This window comes from Erwinia sp. E602 (genome assembly GCF_018141005.1).
Classification (GTDB): domain Bacteria; phylum Pseudomonadota; class Gammaproteobacteria; order Enterobacterales; family Enterobacteriaceae; genus Erwinia.
On sequence record NZ_CP046582.1, the window covers coordinates 1,915,141 to 1,938,638 of the forward strand.

A 23,498-nucleotide genomic window follows, 5' to 3' on the forward strand; every position below is an offset into this window, starting at 1 on the left:
CGCTGCCGGAAATTACAACATTCAATCAACGGTTTTTATTTCGCTGCGAAGCTACTTCGGCGGCGTTGCACAGGAGTGTCAGCATGGCATGGCAGAATTGGTTTAAAAACGTTAACAACGCACCGGCCGCCGGCCGGGGTAAACGTGGACAAAAAAGCAATGCTGGCGCGCGAGCGGCTGCGCCTTCCGCCTGGCTTCTGGAGCCACGTATGCTGTTCGATGGTGCGGTCGCCGCCACGGTGACCACCACGCTGAGCAACAGCGACAGCGCGGTAGCGAAAACGGCCGATGACCATGCCGACAGCGCAAAGACCAGCGCCAGCAGCGATACCCGCCAGAGCGACGCCACGCAGGATGCGGGCGCTGAACAGCAGAGCCACAACAGCGATGTCAGCCAGAACAGCGACCCGAACGCCAGCAGTGATGCGGTGGCGATTGCGGCCACCGCCACCGCCACGCCACGCCTAGAAGTGGCCTTTGTCGATACCTCGGTGGATGGCTATCAGAGCCTGATTGAGGGCATTAAACCGGGTGTCGAGGTGGTGCTGATTGACGGCAGCAGCAACGGCCTGCAGCAGATCGCCGACTGGGCCTCAACCCACAGCGGCTACGACGCGGTGCATATCTTCTCCCACGGCGTTGATGGTCAGATTAACCTCGGCAGCTTCGTGCTGAACGACAGCGCGATCCACACCGCCGACGTACAGGCCGCGCTGACCACCCTCGGCCAGGCACTGACCGCCGACGGCGATCTGCTGCTCTACGGCTGCGATGTCGGTGCCGGCGCAACCGGCAGTGCCTTTATCAGCGATCTCGCTACCGCCACCGGCGCGGATGTGGCCGCCTCCAGCGATGCCACCGGCAGCAGCCTGCTGGGCGGTAACTGGCTGCTTGAGAAGCACAGCGGGGAGATTGAGACTACCGCGTTAGCGGTGGAGGGCTATCAGGGTCTGCTGACTCAGGTAACGCTGACCGGAAGCGACATCGCTCCGGGTACCGGAGGTGACCCCTGGTATGCCACCAAAAACATCGGTGGCTATACCTTTACCTTTGCAGCGCCACAGACCGGGGGCTTCTTAAGCATTGACCAGGTAGGGGGGCTGCAGGGGCTTTATGCCTTTGATTATAATTCGGTCAGCGGCAACGGCACGGTGCTGACCATCAGGGCACCGGACGGCTATACCTTCGACCTGTCCGCCTTCAGGCTGGCGTCTGAAACTAATCTGGTCGATGTTGAAGTCACTTATGCCAATGGCTCCACCGGTGCCATGCGTCTTTCTGGCGCCGCCGGCACGCCGACCCTGTGGGATTATATGGAGGGGTCGTTCAACGATATCACTCAGGCGGTGTTCACTTCTTCAGAAATGACCGTCCTGCAGAATTTTGACATTATCGATATCAAACCGATCGGCGGCGTGGCGCAGAACACCGCGCCGGCGATCGGCAACCTCAACGGCGACAGCCTCACCTATATCGAAGACAGCCCGGCCATCACCCTGGACGTCGGTGGTAATGCCACCGTTACCGACGGCGATTCCGCCAACTTTGACGGCGGCAAACTCACCGTCTCGATTACCGCCAACGGCACCGCCAGCGAAGATGTGCTGAGCATCCGCAATGACGGAAACGGCAGCGGGCAGATTGGCTTTAACGGCGTTGGCGTTACATGGGGCGGCACGGTAATCGGTATGGTCACCGGCGGCACGGCGGGCAACGATCTGGTGGTGTCACTGAACAGCAGCGCCACCCCGGAAGCGGTACAGGCGCTGACCCGCGCTTTAACCTACAGCAACAGCAACATGCGCGAACCGTCTACCGACACGCGCAGCATCAGCATCACGGTCAGCGATGGCGATGGCCACACCAGCACCCCTGCCACCGTGGAGGTGGCGGTGATCGGCCACAATGATGCGCCGAAGAACCCGGGTGGCGGTAACTGGGAGACCATCACCGAACGCGGCAGTGAAGCGCTGCTGTTTCTCGGGGTGGACATTGATACGGTGGAAGCCGGGCAGCTAATCACGGAAATGGCGATCAGCAGTGTCAGCAACGTCTACGGCGACAGCGAAAGCGGCGTCAACACCGACACCGGCAACGATGGTATCTATGGTGCCGGAGATATTCTGCATATCGATGGCAGCGCTATCCCGCTGGTTGAAGCCAGTGGCACTACCCAGAACAATGGCTTCAGCTGGTCGGTCACGCAGAGTGCAGACGGGAGCTACACGCTGACGCTGAGCAAAGCGGAAGGGGTCAGCCCGGAACTGGCCAGCGCCATTCTTAATGAGGCCACCTACAGCTACATTGGTAGTGACAGTACCATCACCTACCGCGCCTTTAGCGCGTCGCTGCTGAAAGACAACGGCGGCACGGCAAACGGCGGTAAGGACAGCGACAGTGCCTCTATGATCGGCCTGTTTGATATGGCGCTGGCCCCGCTGGCAGCGAACAGCGCCCCGGTGATCGCTAACCTGGATGGCGACAGCATCACCTATACCGAAGGGCAGGATGCGGTGGCCCTGGATGCCGGGGCGGATGCCACGATTACCGACGGCGATTCGGCGAACTTTGACGGTGGCGCACTCACCGTTTCCATCACCGCTAACGGCCACGGCAGCGAAGACGTTCTGACTATCCGCACGGGCGGTGAACCGGGTAAACAGATCACCGCCTACGGCAGCATCGTCAACTACAGCGGCCTGGATATCGGCTTCTACACCGGCGGCAGCAACGGCAACGATCTGGTGGTGACGCTGAACAGCAACGCCACCCCGGAAGCGGTGCAGGCGCTGGTGCGGGCGATCGCCTACCAGAACAGCAACGACCTCAATCCATCCACCGATACCCGCACCGTTACCGTCAGCGTCAGCGATGGCGACGGTGGCACCAGCAACCTGGCCACGCTGCAGGTTAACGTCACCGACGTGAACGATGCGCCGCTGGTTTACGGCAGTGGTCATTACCAGATCTACCAGCAACGCGGCAGCGAACTGACCCTGTTCGACTCGGTAACCATTGATCCGGTGGAAGCCGGGCAGACCATCACCGAACTGCAGCTGACCATCTGGAACTACTGGAACGACGGCAACATGAATGATGCGCTGACCATTGACGGCAGCGTGATCCCGTTAACCGCTGGCAGCGGCACCACGGCAATCAGTGGTCTGAGCTGGACGATATCGGGCGGTAGCAGCATCTCAATCCTGACGCTGTCGAAAGCGCAGGGGCTCAGCGGCGCGGCAGCCAGCGCGCTGGTGTCTGCTATCACCTACAGCAACACCGGCAGCGACGCGCAGTACGGTTTCCGTCAGTTCGAGCTGAGCAGCGTGAAGGACAGCGGCGGCACGGCAAACGGCGGCAGCGACACCATGAACTGGACGGGGGTATCCACCTGGTTTGATATCATGCTCGACGCGACAGTCAACAGCGCCCCGGCCATCGGCGGGCTGGATGGCGACAGCGTGACTTACGCCGAAGGCGCGGCCCCGGTAGTGCTGGATGCCAATGGCGATGCCACGGTAACGGACGGTGATTCCGCCGACTTCGACGGCGGCAGCCTGACCGCTGCCGTCACCGCTAACGGTCACAGCAGTGAAGATGTGCTGAGCATCCTTACCGGCGGCGACGCGGGTAACATCATCGGCGTGAGCGGGAACAGCGTGACGTTTAACGGCGTGGCGTTCGGCACCGTCAGCGGCGGCAGCGATGGCAGCGATCTGGTGGTGGCGTTTAACGCAAATGCGACGCCGGAAGCGGTACAGGCACTGACCCGTGCGCTGACTTATCAGAACAGCAACGACAGCGATCCGTCGACTGACACCCGCAGCATCAGCATCACCGTCAGCGACGGCGACGGCGGCACCAGCAATACGGCCACCCTGCAGGTGAGTGTGACTGGCGTCAATGATGCGCCTGTCGTTGCGGGCAGCGGCGGCAGCTACGGCTACAGCGAGCGCGACAGCGCCTTAACCCTGTTCAACGGCATCAACATCGATCCGGTTGAAGCGGGCCAGGCCATCACTGATTTTGTGATCCGCATTTGGTCCTACAACAGCTCCGCCAACAGCAGTGAAGTGTTGCATATCGACGGCAGCGATCTGCCGCTGACCAATGGCAGCGGCGTCACGGCGGATCATGGCTTCAGATGGAGCGTCTCGCAGACGGGCGGCCAGAGCTACCTGAGCCTGACTAAGGCAGAGGGCATCAGCGCGGAAGCCGCAACGGCGCTGGTGGCGGGTATCACCTACCGCAATAACAATACCGAAAGCACCGGCATGCGTGAAATTCTGTTCGCTGCCGTCTGGGATAATGGCGGGACGGATAACGGCGGCGTTGATTATTCTTCTGCCAATATCACGACCTGGGTAAACCTGGCGATCCAGCCAGAGCAGAACAGCGCGCCGACGATCGGCGGGCTGGACGGCGACAGCGTCACTTACACCGAAGGCGCTGCCCCGGTACTGCTGGATGCCGGTAACGATGCCACCGTCACCGACGGCGACTCGGCCAACCTTGACGGCGGCAGCCTGACCGTGTCGATCACCGCTAACGGCCACGGCAGCGAAGATGTGCTGAGCATCCGTACCGGCGGCGAAGCGGGTAATGTGATTGGCGTTGACGGTAACAGCGTCACTTACAACGGCGTGGCGATCGGCACCGTCAGCGGCGGCAGCGAAGGGCAGGATCTGGTGGTGGCGTTTAACGCCAGCGCCACGCCGGACGCGGTGCAGGCGCTGACGCGCGCGCTGGCTTATCAGAATGCCAACAATACCGATCCGTCCACGGCTACCCGCAGCATCAGCATTACCGTCAGCGACGGGGACGGCGGCACCAGCAATACCGCCACCTTGCAGGTTGAGGTGAACGGCGTCAACGACGCGCCGCTGGTTAGCGGCAACGGCAACAGCATCCTCTATACGCAGCCCGGCGCCGAGGTCAATCTGTTCGGCCCGGTCACCATCGATCCGGTGGAAGCCGGGCAGACCATCACTGAGCTGACGCTCACTTCATGGAACTTCGTGTTTAATAACACCAACCATGATGTGCTGAGCATCGACGGCAGCGTGATCCCGTTAGTCGCGGGCAGCGGCACCACGGCGATCAACGGCCTGAGCTGGACGATCGCCACCGACCTTGGCCTGAATATCCTGACGCTGTCGAAGGCGGAGGGGATCGGTGCCGCCGCGGCCAGCGCGGTGATATCGGGGATCACCTACAGCAACAGTGGCGGGGCGGATCAGTTCCCGATTCGCCAGTTTGTACTGAACACCGTGAAGGACAGCGGCGGCACGGAAAATGGCGGCAGTGACAGCAGCTGGAGCGGCATCACCGCGACGGTCAATTTAAGTATCGCCCCGGCGGCCAACAGCGCGCCGACGATCGGCGGGCTGGACGGCGACAGCGTCACTTACACTGAAGGCGCTGCGCCGGTGCTGCTGGATGCCGGCAGCGATGCCACCGTCACCGACGGCGACTCGGCCAACTTTGACGGCGGCAGCCTGACCGTGTCGATCACCGCTAACGGCCACGGCAGCGAAGATGTGCTGAGCATCCGTACCGGCGGCGAAGCGGGTAGCGTCATCGGCGTGAACGGCAGCAGCGTCAGCTATAACGGCGTGGAGATCGGTACCGTCAGCGGCGGCAGCGAGGGGCACGACCTGGTGGTGGCGTTTAACGCGAACGCCACGCCGGAGGCGGTGCAGGCGCTGACCCGTGCGCTGACTTACCAGAACAGTAACAACAGCGATCCGTCCACCGACACCCGCAGTATCAGCATCACGATCGGCGACGGTGACGATGGCACCAGCAGTACCGCCACCCTGCAGGTTGAGGTGAACGGCGTTAACGACGCGCCGCTAATCAGCCTGAATAACAGCCTCACCTGGCTCAACGCAGGCACGCCACAGGCCCAGTTGTTCAGCCAGGTCACCATCGATCCGGTGGAAGCCGGACAGACCATAACGCAACTGACCCTGACGGCCGATTTGCTGATTGATGGCAACCATGAGGTGTTGAGTGTTGACGGCACCACCATCACCCTTGGACAGTCGGCCTCTGGCACCACCGCGTTGAATGGCCTCAGCTGGAGTCTGATTGTGTCGGGATCTTCGGCCAGCCTGGTCCTCTCTTCTGCCGGGGGCATCAGCGGTGCAGCCGCCAGTACTCTGGTGGAAGGGATCCGCTACAGCAACACCAGCAACACCACCAGCGGGGATGTTAATTCCGGGACACTTCGTCAGTTCACCCTGATCGGAGTGAAAGACAGCGGCGGCACGGCGAATGGCGGTATCGATACCCAGAACGTGTGGATGAACTCGCTGGTCATTGTCGAGCAGGGCACGCCAGTAGAAGCCCCGCAGGTCACCAGCGTGACGGCCTCCAGCCCGGATGGTTACTACAAAAGTGGCCAGACGGTGGTGATTACCGTTAATTACAGCGCCGATATGGTGGTCGACACCACCGATGGTCGCCCGACACTGCAGCTTGAAGTCGGCGGTGCGACCCGTTATGCCACCTATAGCGGGCAGAACGCTGCGAACCAGCTGCAGTTCGAATATCTGGTTCAGCCGGGTGACAACAGCGCCGATCTTGAGGTCAGCGGCAACGCCGCGCTGCAACTGAACGGTGCGACGCTGCAAAGTGCAGCGGGAACGGCGGCCGATCTGACGCTGCCGGAAGCGGGTACGCAGAACTCGCTGAGCGGGCAGAGCGCGATCGTGGTGGATACGGTACTGCCGGGTGCCACGATCAGCATTAATAACCCGCTGCTGGGGATGGGGCAGTACGCCACCGTCACCATCACCTTTACCGAAGCGGTGACCGGCCTGACCCGTGACGATATCACCGTGGAAAACGGCACGCTTGGTACACTGTTCACCAGCGACGGTGGCGTGACCTGGCAGGCCAGCCTGGAGCCGACGACGGGCATTACTGCCGCAGGCAATCAGATCACCCTGAATAATGCCGGCGTCAGCGATCGGGCGGGCAACGCGGGCGAGGGCAGCACCAGCATCAGCTATGACATCGACGGCGTGCGGCCGACGGTCAGCATTGCGCTGGATAACAGCACGCTGAAGGCCGGTGCCAGCACCGCCGTAACGGTCACCTTCTCCGAGGCGGTCAGCGGCTTCAGCGGCGATAACCTCAACCCGACCAGCGGCACGCTGGGTGAGTTCACGTCTGTTGACGGCGGTATCACCTGGACCGGTATCCTGACGGCGGAAAGTGATAATGACGGGGCTGATAATAAGATCTTCTTTGATAACAGCGGCATCAGAGACCGTGCCGGGAATACCCTGCAGGGGCTAACCGTTTCCGATCCATATACGGTTGATACCCAGCTGCCAACCGCCACCATCCAGCTGAGCGATACCGCGCTGCGTGCGGGTGAGACGTCCGTTGTGACCATCACCTTCTCTGAGGCGGTCTCCGGCCTGACCCGCGAGGCGCTGACCGCGCCAAACGGCACGCTGTCCGAGCTGATCAGCACCGACGGCGGTATAACCTGGACCGGCACCTATACGCCGAACGCTGACGTGACCGATGCTACCAATCAGATCGTGCTCAATCAGACCTGGGTGCGTGACGCGGCAGGCAATACCGGCCAGGGCCTGGTGGAGTCGGACAACTTCGCCATCGACACCCAGCTGCCAACCGCCACCATCCAGCTGAGCGATACCGCGCTGAAAGCGGGTGAAGCGTCCACCGTGACCATCACCTTCTCTGAGGCTGTGAGCGGCCTGACCCGCGAAGCGCTGACCGCGCCGAACGGCACCCTGTCCGAGCTGATCAGCACCGACGGCGGCGTGACCTGGACCGGCACCTACACGCCGAACGCCGACGTGACCGACGCGACTAACCAGCTGGTGCTGAATCAAACCTGGGTTCGTGACGCGGCAGGCAATATCGGCCAGGGCCTGGTGGAGTCGGACAACTTCGCCATCGACACGCAGCTGCCAACCGCCACCATCCAGCTGAGCGACACCGCGCTGCGTGCGGGTGAGACGTCCGTTGTAACCATCACCTTCAGCGAAGCCGTCTCCGGCCTGACCCGCGACGCGCTGGCCGCGCCGAACGGCACCCTGTCCGAGCTGATCACCACCGACGGCGGGATCACCTGGACCGGCACCTACACGCCGAACGCCGACGTGACCGACGCGACTAACCAGCTGATGCTGAACCAGACCTGGGTTCGTGATGCCGCAGGCAACACCGGACAGGGGCTGGTGGAGTCTGACAACTTCGCCATCGACACGCAGCTGCCAACCGCCACCATCCAGCTGAGCGACACCGCGCTGCGTGCGGGTGAGGCGTCCACCGTGACCATCACCTTCTCTGAGGCGGTCTCCGGCCTGACCCGCGAGGCGCTGACCGCGCCTAACGGCACGCTGTCCGAGCTGATCTCCACCGACGGCGGGATCACCTGGAAAGGGACCTACACGCCGAACGCTGACGTGACCGACGCGACTAACCAGCTGGTGCTGAACCAGACCTGGGTGCGTGACGCCGCAGGCAATACCGGACAGGGCCTGGTGTCGTCTGATAACTTCGCCATCGACACGCAACTGCCAACCGCCACGATCGAGCTTAGCGACACCGCGCTGAAAGCGGGTGAGGCGTCCACCGTGACTATCACCTTCTCTGAGGCGGTCTCCGGTCTGACCCGCGAGGCGCTGACCGCGCCGAACGGCACGCTGTCCGAGCTGATCAGCACCGACGGCGGTATCACCTGGACCGGCACCTATACGCCGAACGCCGACGTGACCGACGCGACTAACCAGCTGGTGCTCAATCAGACCTGGGTACGCGATGCGGCAGGCAATATCGGTCAGGGCCTGGTGGAGTCGGACAACTTCGCCATCGACACGCAGCTGCCAACCGCCACAATCCAGCTGAGCGATACCGCGCTGCGTGCGGGTGAAACGTCCGTTGTGACCATCACCTTCAGCGAAGCCGTCTCCGGCCTGACCCGTGAGGCGCTGACCGCGCCTAACGGCACGCTGTCAGAGCTGATCAGCACCGACGGCGGCGTGACCTGGACCGGCACCTACACGCCGAACGCCGACGTGACCGACGCGACTAACCAGCTGGTGCTGAACCAGACCTGGGTGCGTGATGCGGCCGGGAATATTGGCCAGGGCCTGGTGGAGTCCGACAACTTTGCGATTGATACCAGGCTGCCGACCGCCACTATCGAACTGAGCGACACCGCGCTGCGTGCAGGTGAAACGTCCGTTATTACCGTCACCTTCTCTGAAGCAGTGAGCGGCCTGACCCGTGAAGCGCTGACCGCGCCAAACGGTACGCTGTCCGAGCTGATCACCACCGACGGCGGCGTGACCTGGACGGGCACCTATACCCCGGCCGCTGACGTGACCGATGCTACCAACCAGATCGTGCTCAATCAGACCTGGGTGCGTGACGCGGCCGGGAATATCGGCCAAGGGCTGGTGGAGTCCGACAACTTTGCGATTGATACAAAGCTGCCGACCGCCACTATCGAACTGAGCGACACCGCGCTGCGTGCGGGTGAGGCGTCCGTTGTGACCATCACCTTCTCCGAAGCCGTCTCCGGCCTGACCCGCGAAGCGCTCACCGCGCCAAACGGCACCCTGTCCGAGCTGATCTCTACCGACGGTGGGATCACATGGACCGGCACCTACACGCCGAACGCCGACGTGACCGACGCGACTAACCAGCTGGTGCTGAACCAGACCTGGGTGCGTGATGCGGCCGGGAATATCGGTCAGGGGCTGGTGGAGTCGGACAACTTTGCGATTGATACAAAGCTGCCAACCGCGACAATCCAGCTGAGCGATACGGCGCTGCGTGCGGGTGAGGCGTCCACCGTGACCATCACCTTCTCTGAGGCGGTCTCCGGCCTGACCCGTGAGGCGCTGACCGCGCCAAACGGTACGCTGTCCGAGCTGATCAGCACCGACGGTGGTATAACCTGGACCGGCACCTATACGCCGAACGCCGACGTGACCGATGCGACTAACCAGCTGGTGCTGAACCAGACCTGGGTGCGCGACGCGGCGGGCAATACCGGACAGGGCCTGGTGGAGTCTGATAACTTCGCCATCGACACGCAGCTGCCAACCGCGACCATTGAGCTGAGCGATACCGCGCTGAAAGCAGGTGAGACGTCCACCGTGACCATCACCTTCAGCGAAGCCGTCTCCGGCCTGACCCGTGAGGCGCTGACCGCGCCGAACGGCACCCTGTCCGAGCTGATCACCACCGACGGCGGGATCACCTGGACCGGCACCTATACGCCGAACGCCGACGTTACCGATGCGACTAACCAGCTGGTGCTGAACCAGACCTGGGTGCGCGATGCCGCCGGGAATATCGGCCAGGGGCTGGTGGAGTCGGACAACTTTGCGATCGATACCCAGCTGCCAACCGCCACTATCGAACTGAGCGACACCGCGCTGCGTGCGGGTGAAACGTCCGTTGTGACCATCACCTTCTCTGAGGCGGTCTCCGGCCTGACCCGTGAGGCGCTGACCGCGCCGAACGGCACCCTGTCCGAGCTGATCACCACCGACGGCGGGATCACATGGACCGGCACTTACACGCCGAACGCCGACGTGACAGACGCGACTAACCAGCTGGTGCTGAACCAGACCTGGGTTCGCGATGCTGCGGGCAATATCGGCCAGGGCCTGGTCGAGTCTGATAACTTCGCCATCGACACCCAGCTGCCAACAGCCACCATCCAGCTGAGCGATACGGCGCTGCGTTCGGGTGAAACGTCCGTTGTGACCATCACCTTCTCCGAAGCCGTCTCCGGCCTGACCCGCGAAGCGCTGACCGCGCCGAACGGCACGCTGTCCGAGCTGACCAGCACCGACGGCGGCGTGACCTGGAAAGGCACCTATACGCCGAACGCTGACGTGACCGACGCGACTAACCTGATCGTCCTGAACCAGACTTACGTTCGCGATGCTGCCGGGAATACCGGACAGGGCCTGGTCGAGTCTGATAACTTCGCCATCGACACGCAGCTGCCAACCGCCACCATCCAGCTGAGCGACACCGCGCTGCGTGCGGGTGAGGCGTCCACCGTGACCATCACCTTCTCTGAGGCGGTCTCCGGCCTGACCCGTGAGGCGCTGACCGCGCCTAACGGCACGCTGTCCGAGCTGATCTCCACCGACGGCGGGATCACATGGACCGGCACCTATACGCCGAACGCCGACGTTACCAACGCGACTAACCAGCTGGTGCTGAACCAGACCTGGGTGCGTGACGCCGCAGGCAATATCGGCCAGGGCCTGGTGGAGTCGGACAACTTCGCCATCGACACGCAGCTGCCGACCGCCACCATCCAGCTGAGCGATACCGCGCTGCGTGCGGGTGAGACGTCCGTTGTGACCATCACCTTCTCTGAGGCGGTCTCCGGCCTGACCCGCGAGGCGCTGACCGCGCCGAACGGCACGCTGTCTGAGCTGATCTCTACCGACGGTGGGATCACCTGGAAAGGCACCTATACGCCGAACGCCGACGTGACCGATGCGACTAACCAGCTGGTGCTGAACCAGACCTGGGTGCGCGACGCGGCGGGCAATACCGGACAGGGCCTGGTGGAGTCTGACAACTTTGCGATTGATACAAAGCTGCCAACCGCGACCATCCAGCTGAGCGATACGGCATTGCGTGCGGGTGAGGCGTCCACCGTGACCATCACCTTCAGCGAAGCCGTCTCCGGCCTGACCCGTGAAGCGCTGGCCGCGCCAAACGGCACGCTGTCCGAGCTGATCACCACCGACGGCGGGATCACTTGGACCGGCACCTACACGCCGAACGCCGACGTGACCGACGCGACTAACCAGCTGGTGCTGAACCAGACCTGGGTGCGCGACGCGGCGGGCAATACCGGACAGGGCCTGGTGTCCTCGGACAACTTCGCCATCGACACGAAGCTGCCAACCGCCACTATCGAGCTGAGCGACACCGCGCTGAAGGCGGGTGAGGCGTCCACCGTGACCATCACCTTCAGCGAAGTCGTCTCCGGCCTGACCCGTGAAGCGCTGACCGCGCCAAACGGCACGCTGTCCGAGCTGATCACCACCGACGGCGGTATCACCTGGACCGGCACCTACACGCCGAACGCCGACGTGACCGATGCGACTAACCAGCTGGTGCTGAACCAGACCTGGGTTCGTGACGCGGCAGGCAATATCGGCCAGGGCCTGGTGGAGTCGGACAACTTCGCCATCGACACGCAGCTGCCAACCGCCACCATCCAGCTGAGCGACACCGCGCTGCGTGCGGGTGAGACGTCCGTTGTAACCATCACCTTCAGCGAAGCCGTCTCCGGCCTGACCCGCGAGGCGCTGACCGCGCCGAACGGCACCCTGTCCGAGCTGATCACCACCGACGGCGGGATCACCTGGAAAGGGACCTACACGCCGAACGCTGACGTGACCGACGCGACTAACCAGCTGGTGCTTAATCAGACCTGGGTACGCGATGCGGCAGGCAATATCGGCCAGGGCCTGGTGGAGTCTGACAACTTTGCGATTGATACAAAGCTGCCAACCGCGACCATCCAGCTGAGCGATACGGCATTGCGTGCGGGTGAGGCGTCCACCGTGACCATCACCTTCAGCGAAGCCGTCTCCGGCCTGACCCGTGAAGCGCTGGCCGCGCCAAACGGCACGCTGTCCGAGCTGATCACCACCGACGGCGGGATCACTTGGACCGGCACCTACACGCCGAACGCCGACGTGACCGACGCGACTAACCAGCTGGTGCTGAACCAGACCTGGGTGCGCGACGCGGCGGGCAATACCGGACAGGGCCTGGTGTCCTCGGACAACTTCGCCATCGACACGAAGCTGCCAACCGCCACTATCGAGCTGAGCGACACCGCGCTGAAGGCGGGTGAGGCGTCCACCGTGACCATCACCTTCAGCGAAGTCGTCTCCGGCCTGACCCGTGAAGCGCTGACCGCGCCAAACGGCACGCTGTCCGAGCTGATCACCACCGACGGCGGTATCACCTGGACCGGCACCTACACGCCGAACGCCGACGTGACCGATGCGACTAACCAGCTGGTGCTGAACCAGACCTGGGTTCGTGACGCGGCAGGCAATATCGGCCAGGGCCTGGTGGAGTCGGACAACTTCGCCATCGACACGCAGCTGCCAACCGCCACCATCCAGCTGAGCGACACCGCGCTGCGTGCGGGTGAGACGTCCGTTGTAACCATCACCTTCAGCGAAGCCGTCTCCGGCCTGACCCGCGAGGCGCTGACCGCGCCGAACGGCACCCTGTCCGAGCTGATCACCACCGACGGCGGGATCACCTGGAAAGGGACCTACACGCCGAACGCTGACGTGACCGACGCGACTAACCAGCTGGTGCTTAATCAGACCTGGGTACGCGATGCGGCAGGCAATATCGGCCAGGGCCTGGTGGAGTCTGACAACTTTGCGATTGATACAAAGCTGCCAACCGCCACCATCCAGCTGAGCGATACCGCACTGCGTGCGGGTGAGGCGTCCACCGTGACCATCACCTTCTCTGAGGCTGTGAGCGGCCTGACCCGCGAAGCGCTGACCGCGCCGAACGGCACCCTGTCCGAGCTGATCACCACCGACGGCGGGATCACCTGGACCGGCACCTACACGCCGAACGCCGACGTGACCGACGCGACTAACCAGCTGATGCTGAACCAGACCTGGGTTCGTGATGCCGCAGGCAACACCGGACAGGGGCTGGTGGAGTCTGACAACTTCGCCATCGACACGAAGCTGCCGACCGCCACTATCCAGCTGAGCGATACCGCGCTGCGTTCGGGTGAAACGTCCACCGTGACTATCACCTTCTCTGAGGCGGTCTCCGGTCTGACCCGCGAGGCGCTGACCGCGCCGAACGGTACGCTGTCCGAGCTGATCACCACCGACGGCGGTATCACCTGGACCGGCACCTACACGCCGAACGCCGACGTGACCGACGCGACTAACCAGCTGATGCTGAACCAGACCTGGGTTCGTGATGCCGCAGGCAACACCGGACAGGGGCTGGTGGAGTCTGACAACTTCGCCATCGACACGAAGCTGCCGACCGCCACTATCCAGCTGAGCGACACCGCACTGCGTGCGGGTGAGGCGTCCACCGTGACCATCACCTTCAGCGAAGCCGTCTCCGGCCTGACCCGCGACGCGCTGACCGCGCCGAACGGCACCCTGTCCGAGCTGATCACCACCGACGGCGGGATTACCTGGAAAGGCACCTACACGCCGAACGCCGACGTGACCGATGCGACTAACCAGCTGGTGCTCAACCAGACCTGGGTGCGTGATGCGGCCGGGAATATCGGTCAGGGCCTGGTGTCGTCCGGCAACTTCACCATCGACACGCAGCATCCGCAGCCGGTCAGCCTGACGCTGAACGCCGGTGGCGAAGCGCAGACGCTGAGCTATCAGCTGGAAATGTCGGAGGGGGTCAGCGGTCTCAGCGTGGCCGATTTCAGCCTGCTGACCACGGGTTCGCTGAACGCCACACTGACTTCGGTTACCGCAATTGATGCCACGCACTGGCAGATCCAGCTGACCAACGTCACCGGCAACGGCACGCTGCAGCTGCGCTATAACGCCAGCGCCTCACTGGCGACGGATGCCGCAGGTAACGGCGTCGGCAGCGATATCAGCAACGCTTCGTACAGCAACAGCACCCCGCAAACCCGCGGACTGAACGATGCGCTGGCCACCCAGCAGCAGCCGTTCAGCCTGACGCTGCCGGCCGGTGCGTTCAGCGATGCGGACAGCGCAGACGCGCTGAGCTACAGGGCCACGCTGGCCGATGGCTCGGCTCTGCCCGGCTGGCTGAGCTTCGACCCGGCCACCCGCACGCTGAGCGGCACGCCAACGCTGGCGGGCAGTATCACCGTGCGCATCACCGCCACCGACCACTTCGGTGAATCGGTCAGCAGCAGCTTTATCCTGCGTACCGCCGACTTCCTCAACGGCGATCCGCAGTTCCGCAGCGAGCAGCGTCACAGCGCGGTGGACAGCGGGCAAAACGCCAGCTATTCCCGCGAACAGCTGACCCTGCTCGGCCTGGCGCAGGGTGACGGCAGCCCGCAGGAGAGCGGCTCGCTGTTTACTCCGCAGGGCACCCCGGCAGGCGATGCACCGTCGATTACGGCGGCGTTCAGCAGCGGCCAGCAGGGCGGTGACGGCAGCGGATCCTCAACCCTGGCAGGCGTGTTCAGCCAGAACGGTGTTAACCACTATCAGCCTGTGGACGGCCGCAGCCACGGCAGCGACGTCAACGGCGATATGAGTGGCCGCTCCAGCCTTGCCGCCCAGTTCGCTATCCCGGCGCTGCCGGGCGCCACCGGACTGGAAGTGTTCTCCGGCAGCAGCTGGCAGCAGGTCAGTGACAACACTATTAACCAGACCGTACAGCCAACCTCGGTATTTGGTACGCCGCTGTTCAGCCAGCAGCTGAGCCAGCCGGAAGCGGAACGGACAGAACAGATCGCCGCGCTGGAAAGCGCATTACGAGACATCACACCGCAGGCTTAATCAGGGCATCGGTGAACCACGTACAACTAAACCACCATTAAGGGTGAAAAAAGAATATGCATAAGTGCGCAAAAGTTTTCAGTGTGACCCTGCTGGCCTTAATCGTCAGCGGCTGTGCCGTCTCTACCCAGCAGATCAACAAAGATCAAAGCCGCCAGCGCGCGGCTGCCGATCTGAAGACCATGTTCAGCAACCAGGAGCCGGTCACCGCGCCGATCACCCTGAATGACGCCACCGCGCGGGCGCTGAAATACAACCTTGAATCGCGCCTGAAGGTGATGGAGAGCGCGCTGGCACAGCAGCAGGTCGATCTGTCGCGCTTTGATATGCTGCCGAAAATGGCGGCGCAGGCCGGTTACACCACCCGTGACAATATCAGCGCTTCCAGCAGCCGCAGCGTGCTGTCCGGTAACCAGTCGCTGGAGCCGTCCACCTCGCAGGATCAGACCCGTTCAGTTGGCGACCTGACCATGGTGTGGAACATCCTCGACTTCGGCGTCAGCTACGTTACCGCGCATCAGCAGTCGGATAAACGCTGGATCGCCGAAGAGCGCCGCCGCAAGGTCACCCATACCATCGTGCAGGACGTGCAGTCCGCGTACTGGCGTGCGGTGGCGGCCGAGCGCCTGCTGGGCCGCATCGATGCGCTGATTGAGCGCGTCAATATGGCGCGTGAAAACAGCCGCACCCAGTCGGTGCGCAAAGTGGGCGATATCGTCGAAGCCTACAGCTACCAGCGCGCGCTGCTGGATGCCACCCGTCAGCTGGAAGAGCAGCGCCGCGCGCTGTCGCTGGCGAAAACCGAACTGGCCACGCTGATGAACCTGCCGCTGGGCAGCGACTATAAGCTGGCGCTGCCGGCGGAAGGGCAGCTGGTGGAACCGGCGCTGAAGGTGCCGTTCGCCGAACTGGAAAACGCGGCGCTGGTTAACCGCCCGGAGCTGCGCGAACAGGATTACCAGGTGCGCATCAGCGCGGCGGAAACGCGTAAATCGCTGCTGCGCATGCTGCCGGGCATTGAGCTGTCCGTGGGCGGCAACTACGACAGCAACTCGTTCCTGGTCAATCAGCACTGGGTGGACGCCGGGGCGAAAGTGACCTGGAACCTGTTTAACCTGTTCAGCGGCCCGCAGGCGTATAAAGTGGCGAAAGCCGGTGAGGACGTCTCTGAAGTGCGCCGTCAGGCGATGTCGATGGCGATCCTCGCGCAGCTGTACGTGGCGCGCGCCAACTTTAACGAGGCGCAGCGTCAGTACCACACCGGCAAAGAGCTGCAGCAGCTGGATGCCGACATCCTCACCCAGCTGAACAACCGCTTCCAGGCGGGCAGCATTGGTGAACTGCAGCTGATCCAGGGCGAACTGAACGCGGTCAATACCTCGCTGCGTAACGATCTTGCCTACGCCGAGCTGCGCAACGCTTACGGTCAGATCTTCGTAACCGTGGGTCTTGACCCGCTGGCAGGCGGCCAGCAGCTGACCGATCTGGCTTCGGTAGAGCGCGCGCTGGCGCAGACGGAAAAACGCTGGGATGCCGGTAACATTGCACGCTAAGCAGGAATTCCCCGTGAACAGAGCAAATAATCGTGCCGCCCGCTGGATGATGGCGGCACTGCTGGCAGCGGCCTCGCCGCTGCCGGCGGCAGAGACAGCGCCGGACCCGCTGGCCGACCCGTTGCAGACAACGGCACCGGCGGCCACGGCGGATGCCGGTAAACAGGCGCGCGGCGTGCTGCGCGCCGTCGATCAGGCCACGCTCTCCAGCGAGCTGAACGCCCGCATCGTCGAGATGCCGTTCCGCGAAGGTCAGGCGTTCCAGAAGGGCGACCTGCTGGTGCGCTTCGACTGCGCCGTCTATCAGGCGCAGCTGGCGGCGTCACAGGCGGCGATGCGCGCCGCACAGCAGGAGCTGAGCCAGAACCGCCAGCTGGCCGACCTGAAGTCGATCGGCCGCAACGCGGTGGCGCTGGCGGAGGCGAAAGTGGCGCAGGCCGCCGCGGAAAGCCAGGTCTATCAGATCCAGACCAGCCACTGCAAAGTGATCGCCCCCTTCGCCGGGCAGGTGGTGACGCGCAAGGCGCAGGTGTCCGAGTTTATCGGCCAGGGCATGCCGCTGCTGGAGATCGTTGACAACCGTCACCTGGAGATCCACCTGCTGGTGCCGTCGCGCTGGCTGGCGCAGCTGAAACCGGGGCAGAAGTTTACCTTTACCCCGGATGAAACCGGCACGCCGCTGGCGGCAGAAGTGCTGCGCCCCGGCGCACGCATCGATGAAAGCAGCCAGACGCTGGGCCTGACCGGCAAAGTGGTCGGTAACGCTGACGGCCTGCTCTCGGGTATGAGCGGCAGCGCGCAGTTCGCGGTGGCGCCGTGACCGCGCCACAGCAGAGCGCCGGCGAACGCGCGTTTGCCACCTTCCTGCAGCTGGAGAATCAGGCGCGGGCGGCGGCCAGCAGTGAAGCCCTCGCTTACAGCATCGTGAACGACGGCCTTGGCCTGTTTGAGTTTCGTCATGTGGCGCTGCTGATCGGCGGCCGGGTGCGGGCGGTGACCGGGGTATCGGTACCGGACCCGCACGCGCCGTTTATCGCCTTTATCGAACGGGCGGCATTACAGTTGCAGCAGGGCGACCATCACGCTGCGGCGGGCGTGGTCAGCGCAGAGTGGCTGGACGCGGCCAGCCGTGACGACTGGCAGGCGCTGTCGGCGGCGGAAGCGCTGTGGCTGCCGCTGAAAGGGCGCGACGGTGGCGTGTTCGGCGGCGTCTGGCTGGCACGCGGTCGCCCCTGGCAACCGGCCGAATACCTGCTGGGCGAACAGCTGGCCGGGGCCTGGAGCCACGCCTGGCTGGCGCTTGAGCCGCGTAAAATCTGGCAACCTCAGCGCTTACGCCGGAAAGCGATCGTCGCGGTGGTGCTGGCGGCGCTGGCCCTGCTGTTCCCGGTGCGCCAGACGGTGCTGGCCCCGGCGGAAGTGGTACCGCTTGGCGGCCGGGTGGTCACCGCGCCGCTGGACGGCGTAATCGCGGAATTTATGGTTAAACCCAACCAGCCGGTGAAGAAAGACCAGCTGCTGGTACGCTTCGACAACACCGTGCAGAAAGCGCAGGCCGATGTTGCCGCCCGCGCCCTTGGCGTGGCCGAAGCCGAACTGCATACCGGTTCCCAGCGTGCCTTCCAGGACGCCGAATCGAAATCACGTCTTGATCTGCTGGCGGCCACCGTGGCGCAGAAGCGCGCCGAGCTGGCCTACGCGCAGGATCTGCTACAGCGCAGTGAAGTCCGTGCCGAACGCGACGGCATTGCCGTGTTTGCTGATGCCGACCGCATGACCGGCAAACCGCTGCGCACCGGTGAACGGCTGATGGAACTGGCCGACCCGGCGCAGTCAGAGCTGAAAATTGAACTCGACGTGGGGGATGCGATTGAATTCCCGGCGCAGGCGGCGGTGGCGCTGTTCCCGGACAGCGACCCGCTGACGCGCTACGATGCCCGGCTGGAACGGGTAGCCTATGAAGCTGCACAGACTCCCGGCGGGGGGCTGGCCTACCGGCTGGACGCCCGCTTTACCGATCGTGCCCCGCGCATCGGCCTGCGTGGCACCGCGCGTGTCAGCGGTGAGAAGGTGGCGCTGGGCGTTTATCTGTTCCGTCGCCCGCTGGCGGCGCTGCGTAAAACGCTGGGAGTGTAAGCGATGGCCCTGTTACCGGCGCTGCGCGACGACCTGCAGCTGACCCCGGCCGCCCCGGCGCTGGACGGCGCGCCTCAGTGGACGCTGGCCGATGCCCTCAGCGGCCAGTATTTCAAACTCAACGTCACCGCACTGCGCCTGCTGCGTCACTGGCGGCTGGGCGACAGCGATCGGGTGCTGGTGGCCGCCAACCGCGAAGCCGGGCTGCCGCTGGGCCAGGACGACCTCGACGAGCTGCTGCGCTTTCTGCGCAGCCACGACCTGATCGCCGCCAGCGATGCCGAACAGCGCGGCAGCTACGCGATGAAAGCGGTGATGCGCAAACAGAGCCTGCTGAAACGGGCGCTGCACCAGTACCTGTTCTTCCGCATTCCGCTGTGGCGGCCGGACCGCTTTATCAACCGCAGCTGGCCGTTGCTGCAGCGACACGGTGTCTGGCTGCTGGCCGGGCTGATGCCGCTGATGCTGCTCAGCGGGCTGTTCCTGGTCAGCCGTGACTGGCCGCGCTACACCCACTCTTTTTCCTGGCTGTTCAGCCTGACCGGGGCAGCCACCTTCGGGGTGGCGCTGGTGTTCGCCAAATTTATTCACGAGCTGGGCCATGCGTATATGGCCAAACGCGCCGGCTGCCGGGTGCGCAGTATGGGCGTGGCCTTTATCGTCATGTTTCCAATGTTCTACACCGACGTCAGCGACGCCTGGCGTGTACAGAGCCACCGCACGCGGCTGCTGATCGGCGCGGGAGGCATTCTGGCGGAGCTGCTGCTGGCGGTGGTCGCCCTGCTGGCCTGGTCGCTGCTGCCGGACGGCCCGCTGCACACCGCCGCGTTTCTGCTCTCCAGCGCCACCTGGGTCACCACCGTGCTGGTCAATATCAACCCGCTGATGCGCTTTGACGGCTACTTTATGCTCAGCGACCTGCTGCGGGTGGATAACCTGCAGGGGCGCGCCTTTGCGCTGTGCCGCTGGCACCTGCGCGAGCGGCTGTTTGGCTACGGCGAGCAGCCGCCGGAGCGCTGGTCGCCGCGCATGTCACGCCGCCTGCTGACATGGGGTTACGCCTCCTGGCTGTGGCGTTTTTTCCTGTTTATGGGCATTGCGCTGACCGTTTATCACTACTTTTTCAAGGTGCTGGGGATCTTTCTGATGATGGTTGAAGTGGCCTGGTTTATTGGCCTGCCGGTGATAAAAGAGGTGCGCCACTGGTGGCAGCAGCGCCAGTTCAGCCAGCGTGGCAACCTGCTGCGCAGCGCGCTGGTGACCGCGGTGCTGCTGCTGGTGCTGTTTGTACCGTGGAAAAGCCAGGTGACCCTGCCGGCGGTGCTGGAAGCGGAGAAGGTCAGCACTCTGTACGCCCCGGTAGCGGCACAACTGTTGCGGCTGCACGTGCAGAACAACCAGCCGGTGCAGGCCGGGCAGCTGCTGCTGGAGCTGGCTTCGCCGGATCTGGAGGCGCAGCTGACCATTGCCCGCCAGCATATCGCCATTCTGCAGCTGCAGCTGAAACGCCAGGCGGCACGCCAGGACACGGTAGCCGACGCACTGGTGCTGCAACAGGAGCTGGCCGAGTCGCTGGCGCAGTATCGCGGGCTGGCCGCGCAGCAGCAGCGGCTGCAGATCCGCGCCACGGCAGATGGCCAGGTGCGCGACCTGGCGAATGACCTGACAGCCGGACGCTGGCTGGCGGCCGATCTGCCCCTTCTGCGGGTGGTCAGCCAGCAGACCGCGCGGCTGCGCGGTTACCTGCCGGAAGAGCAGCTTAACCGGCTGGCAACGGGTGAAACCGGCCGCTTTATTGCCGACGATGCCGGGCGGGCGGCCATCAGCGTGCGGCTGACGGCGATCGCCCCGACCGGGGCATCCGTCCTCGATCGCGAAACGCTGGCCTCGGATCGCGGCGGCCCGATCGCGGTACGGCGTGACGACCAGAGCCGCCCGCGCCCGGTTCAGGCGTGGTACAGCGTTGAGATGGAGCCGGAGCCGGGCAGCGCGGTGGTACAGCAACCGCTGCGCGGCGTGGTGCTGATCAACGGGCACGCCGAATCGCTGTTCAGTAGTGTCTGGCGGCGGGTGGCGGCGCTGGGATTAAGGGAGAGCGGTTTCTGATCGCCGGAAGGGAAGAGAGGGCGAACCCCGGATAAACAGGCAGCGTAACGACAACAGGCAGCGGCTTAACCAACGGGCAGGCGGTGACGGGCGCGTTCGCTGCGTATCGCCGCCCCGGACCCACCGGGGCGGACGATCTGTTACTCGCTGTCGCTGTTATCGCTCAGGTAATCGAGGTGCTCCGCCAGCCACTGCTGCACGATATTTTTACCCGCCGTTTGCGCTTCTGCCTCACTGAAACCGCGCTCCTGCTGCAGCCACTTCACGGTGGCGGCGACGGCCGGATCGATGGCGGCAATCGCCTGCTGGCGCTGGGTGGCCGGCCACACGCGTTCGTCCGTCCAGTCTTTAATACGCTGTGCGCCATCGCCCTGCGGCGCAGCGTCTTCCGTTGGTACAGGGCGGTCAGTTTGCAGAAAATCCTTCGGCGTCAGCGTGGCGCGCAGGGCGAGGACCCGCCACGCGGCAAAGCTGGCAAACCGGATGGTGCCCGCGCCGGATGAAACGGCCCGTTCCGGCGCATTGAACTGGGTCTCCAGTTCCTTCCACGCCGCTTTTTCAAACAGGCCACCCTGCGGGGCACAGATTGGTGCAAAGCCGTCGCGGGTGGAACCATACAGCGGCCCAAACGCGGTGTAGGCCGCATCGCCCTGGCGGCTGAACACGAAGCAGTGGTTCTCTGCACGTGGTTTCCCTGCCGGCCCGGCCTCGCGGTACGGATCCTGCTCGATGCTCATACGCAGCAGCAGCAGGGCGTTGTCCGCCGGGGTGGATTTGGCATCTTTCCGCGTATCCTGCAGGATCGACCAGGCGAAACTGTCCTGACCGGCCAGCACGGCATCCGCCTCTTTCTGCGCCTGTAACGTATCCTGTCGGCTAAGGCCGCTGGCGGCTTCAAACTGCTGCAGATAAACCAGCCAGGCATTGGCCTGCAGGCCGCCAAACTGGCGCAGCTGCCTGGCCGCAGTGGCCGGGTCGCGCGGGATCAGCACCACCGCGGCGTCAAAGGCGTCGAGCGCCTGCTGCAGAAGCTGCACCAGCACGGCGTCCCGGGTGGTCAGCTGCTGTGTCAGGCAGGCATCCCGCGTGGCGGCGTCACTGCTGCAGGCGTTACGCTGTTTCAGCCAGTCGCGCTGGGCGTTACGCAGCGCCACGCGGCCGGTCTGCGGCGACAGCGTCATCAGCTGCTGATAGTGCTCTGCCAGCTGCTCATCCTGCGTACTCAGCGTTTTGCTGGCACAAATCGCCTGCTCAATACCGGCGCTGGCCTTCTGGCAGTCGAAGGAGGCCGCGTGGGCGGGGAGTGCGGCGGCAGAGAGCAGGGCAAAGGTGACCAGCAGCGGGGTGGCAAGCGTGCGACGTAGCGCCATGCAGAGTCCTTTTATCAGAGGTAAGACTTTTTTGGCTTTCTATCCTAATGGCAGGGCACGGGGTGCCGCAAGGGATAAACGGCGTGGCGTTGCACACGGCGGGTGGGCGGTTTTCAACCGCCCCGGCGATATTGCGGCAGGCTCGTCACCGCGGCGGCAGAGATATGGCGCAGGTGCGCAGTGCCTGGCAGCAGGTACCGGAGCGGCAGGCAAGTGCCGTCAGGCGACAATCTGCTCTTCCTGCCTGTTCAGATCGCGGTGGAGGGTCTCCCAGGGTGCAATCTGACGCCGGTAGATGACAGAGTATGCAGAATGTAATGCGCCTGAAACAGGATGCGACAAGGGGATAAAAGCGTTGCAGAACCAGACGAAAAAAATAACCCCGGCGCAATGCACGCCGGGGTTATTTCTAAACGCTAACCAGACCTGATAACGATTAGTTAGTGACTTTGTTTTTTAGTTCTTCAGAACCCTGTTTGGTTTTATCCCAGGCTTTTTCGGTCCCTTCTTTGGTATTATTCCAGGCTTTCTGTGATCCTTCAGAAATTTTGCTGCCGGTAGTGCCGGTTTTACCTTCTTGAGCATGTTCCGCTTTTAATTTCAGCTCTTTGCCTTCGTTCTGTGACTGATGCAGTTTCTCTTTGGCCGTGTCGGCACCCTTGTGCGCTTCAGCTACTGCCGCATCAGAAGAGTGGGTAGTCGTCGCGGCAAAGGCGCTGGAAGTAGCCAGCAGTGCGGAAAGAATAATCAGTTTGGTTTTCATGGTGTCACCTTTTTATCTGTTGGTA

The 23,498-nt window shown here is 63.6% G+C and carries 7 protein-coding genes; 5 read left to right on the plus strand and 2 right to left on the minus strand.

The window, feature by feature from the left end:
* The first annotated feature begins 209 nt into the window (after positions 1 to 209).
* From GKQ23_RS10105 to GKQ23_RS10125, 5 genes are read left to right on the plus strand one after another with little or no spacing between them, the layout of a single operon-like run.
* Entirely contained in the window at positions 210 to 15,545 is a 15,336-nt protein-coding gene (locus GKQ23_RS10105; RefSeq protein ID WP_212410742.1) for an Ig-like domain-containing protein, read from the plus strand.
* 56 nt (positions 15,546 to 15,601) lie between these two features.
* On the plus strand, positions 15,602 to 17,098 hold the full coding sequence (locus GKQ23_RS10110; protein ID WP_056234314.1) for a TolC family protein: 1,497 nt from the start codon (positions 15,602 to 15,604) through the stop codon (positions 17,096 to 17,098).
* A gap of 13 nt (positions 17,099 to 17,111) precedes the next feature.
* Positions 17,112 to 17,918, plus strand: coding sequence for an efflux RND transporter periplasmic adaptor subunit (locus tag GKQ23_RS10115; protein ID WP_249168500.1), 807 nt, complete (start codon positions 17,112 to 17,114; stop codon positions 17,916 to 17,918).
* Positions 17,915 to 19,234: an efflux RND transporter periplasmic adaptor subunit gene (locus GKQ23_RS10120; protein WP_212410744.1), complete on the plus strand. Its 1,320-nt coding sequence runs from the start codon at positions 17,915 to 17,917 to the stop codon at positions 19,232 to 19,234. The genes GKQ23_RS10115 and GKQ23_RS10120 overlap by 4 nt, the downstream gene beginning before the upstream one ends.
* A 3-nt stretch (positions 19,235 to 19,237) precedes the next feature.
* Positions 19,238 to 21,340: an HlyD family efflux transporter periplasmic adaptor subunit gene (locus GKQ23_RS10125; RefSeq protein WP_212410745.1), complete on the plus strand. Its 2,103-nt coding sequence runs from the start codon at positions 19,238 to 19,240 to the stop codon at positions 21,338 to 21,340.
* Between the two features lie 140 nt (positions 21,341 to 21,480).
* Here GKQ23_RS10125 and GKQ23_RS10130 read toward each other — a convergent pair whose 3' ends face one another.
* On the minus strand, positions 21,481 to 22,710 hold the full coding sequence (locus GKQ23_RS10130) for a lysozyme inhibitor LprI family protein (protein ID WP_212410747.1): 1,230 nt from the start codon (positions 22,708 to 22,710) through the stop codon (positions 21,481 to 21,483).
* Positions 22,711 to 23,146: 436 nt separating this feature from the next.
* Positions 23,147 to 23,473 carry a hypothetical protein gene (locus GKQ23_RS10135; RefSeq protein WP_212410749.1) on the minus strand — a complete coding sequence of 109 codons (327 nt, stop codon included), beginning with the start codon at positions 23,471 to 23,473 and terminating at the stop codon, positions 23,147 to 23,149.
* Positions 23,474 to 23,498: the final 25 nt, after the last annotated feature.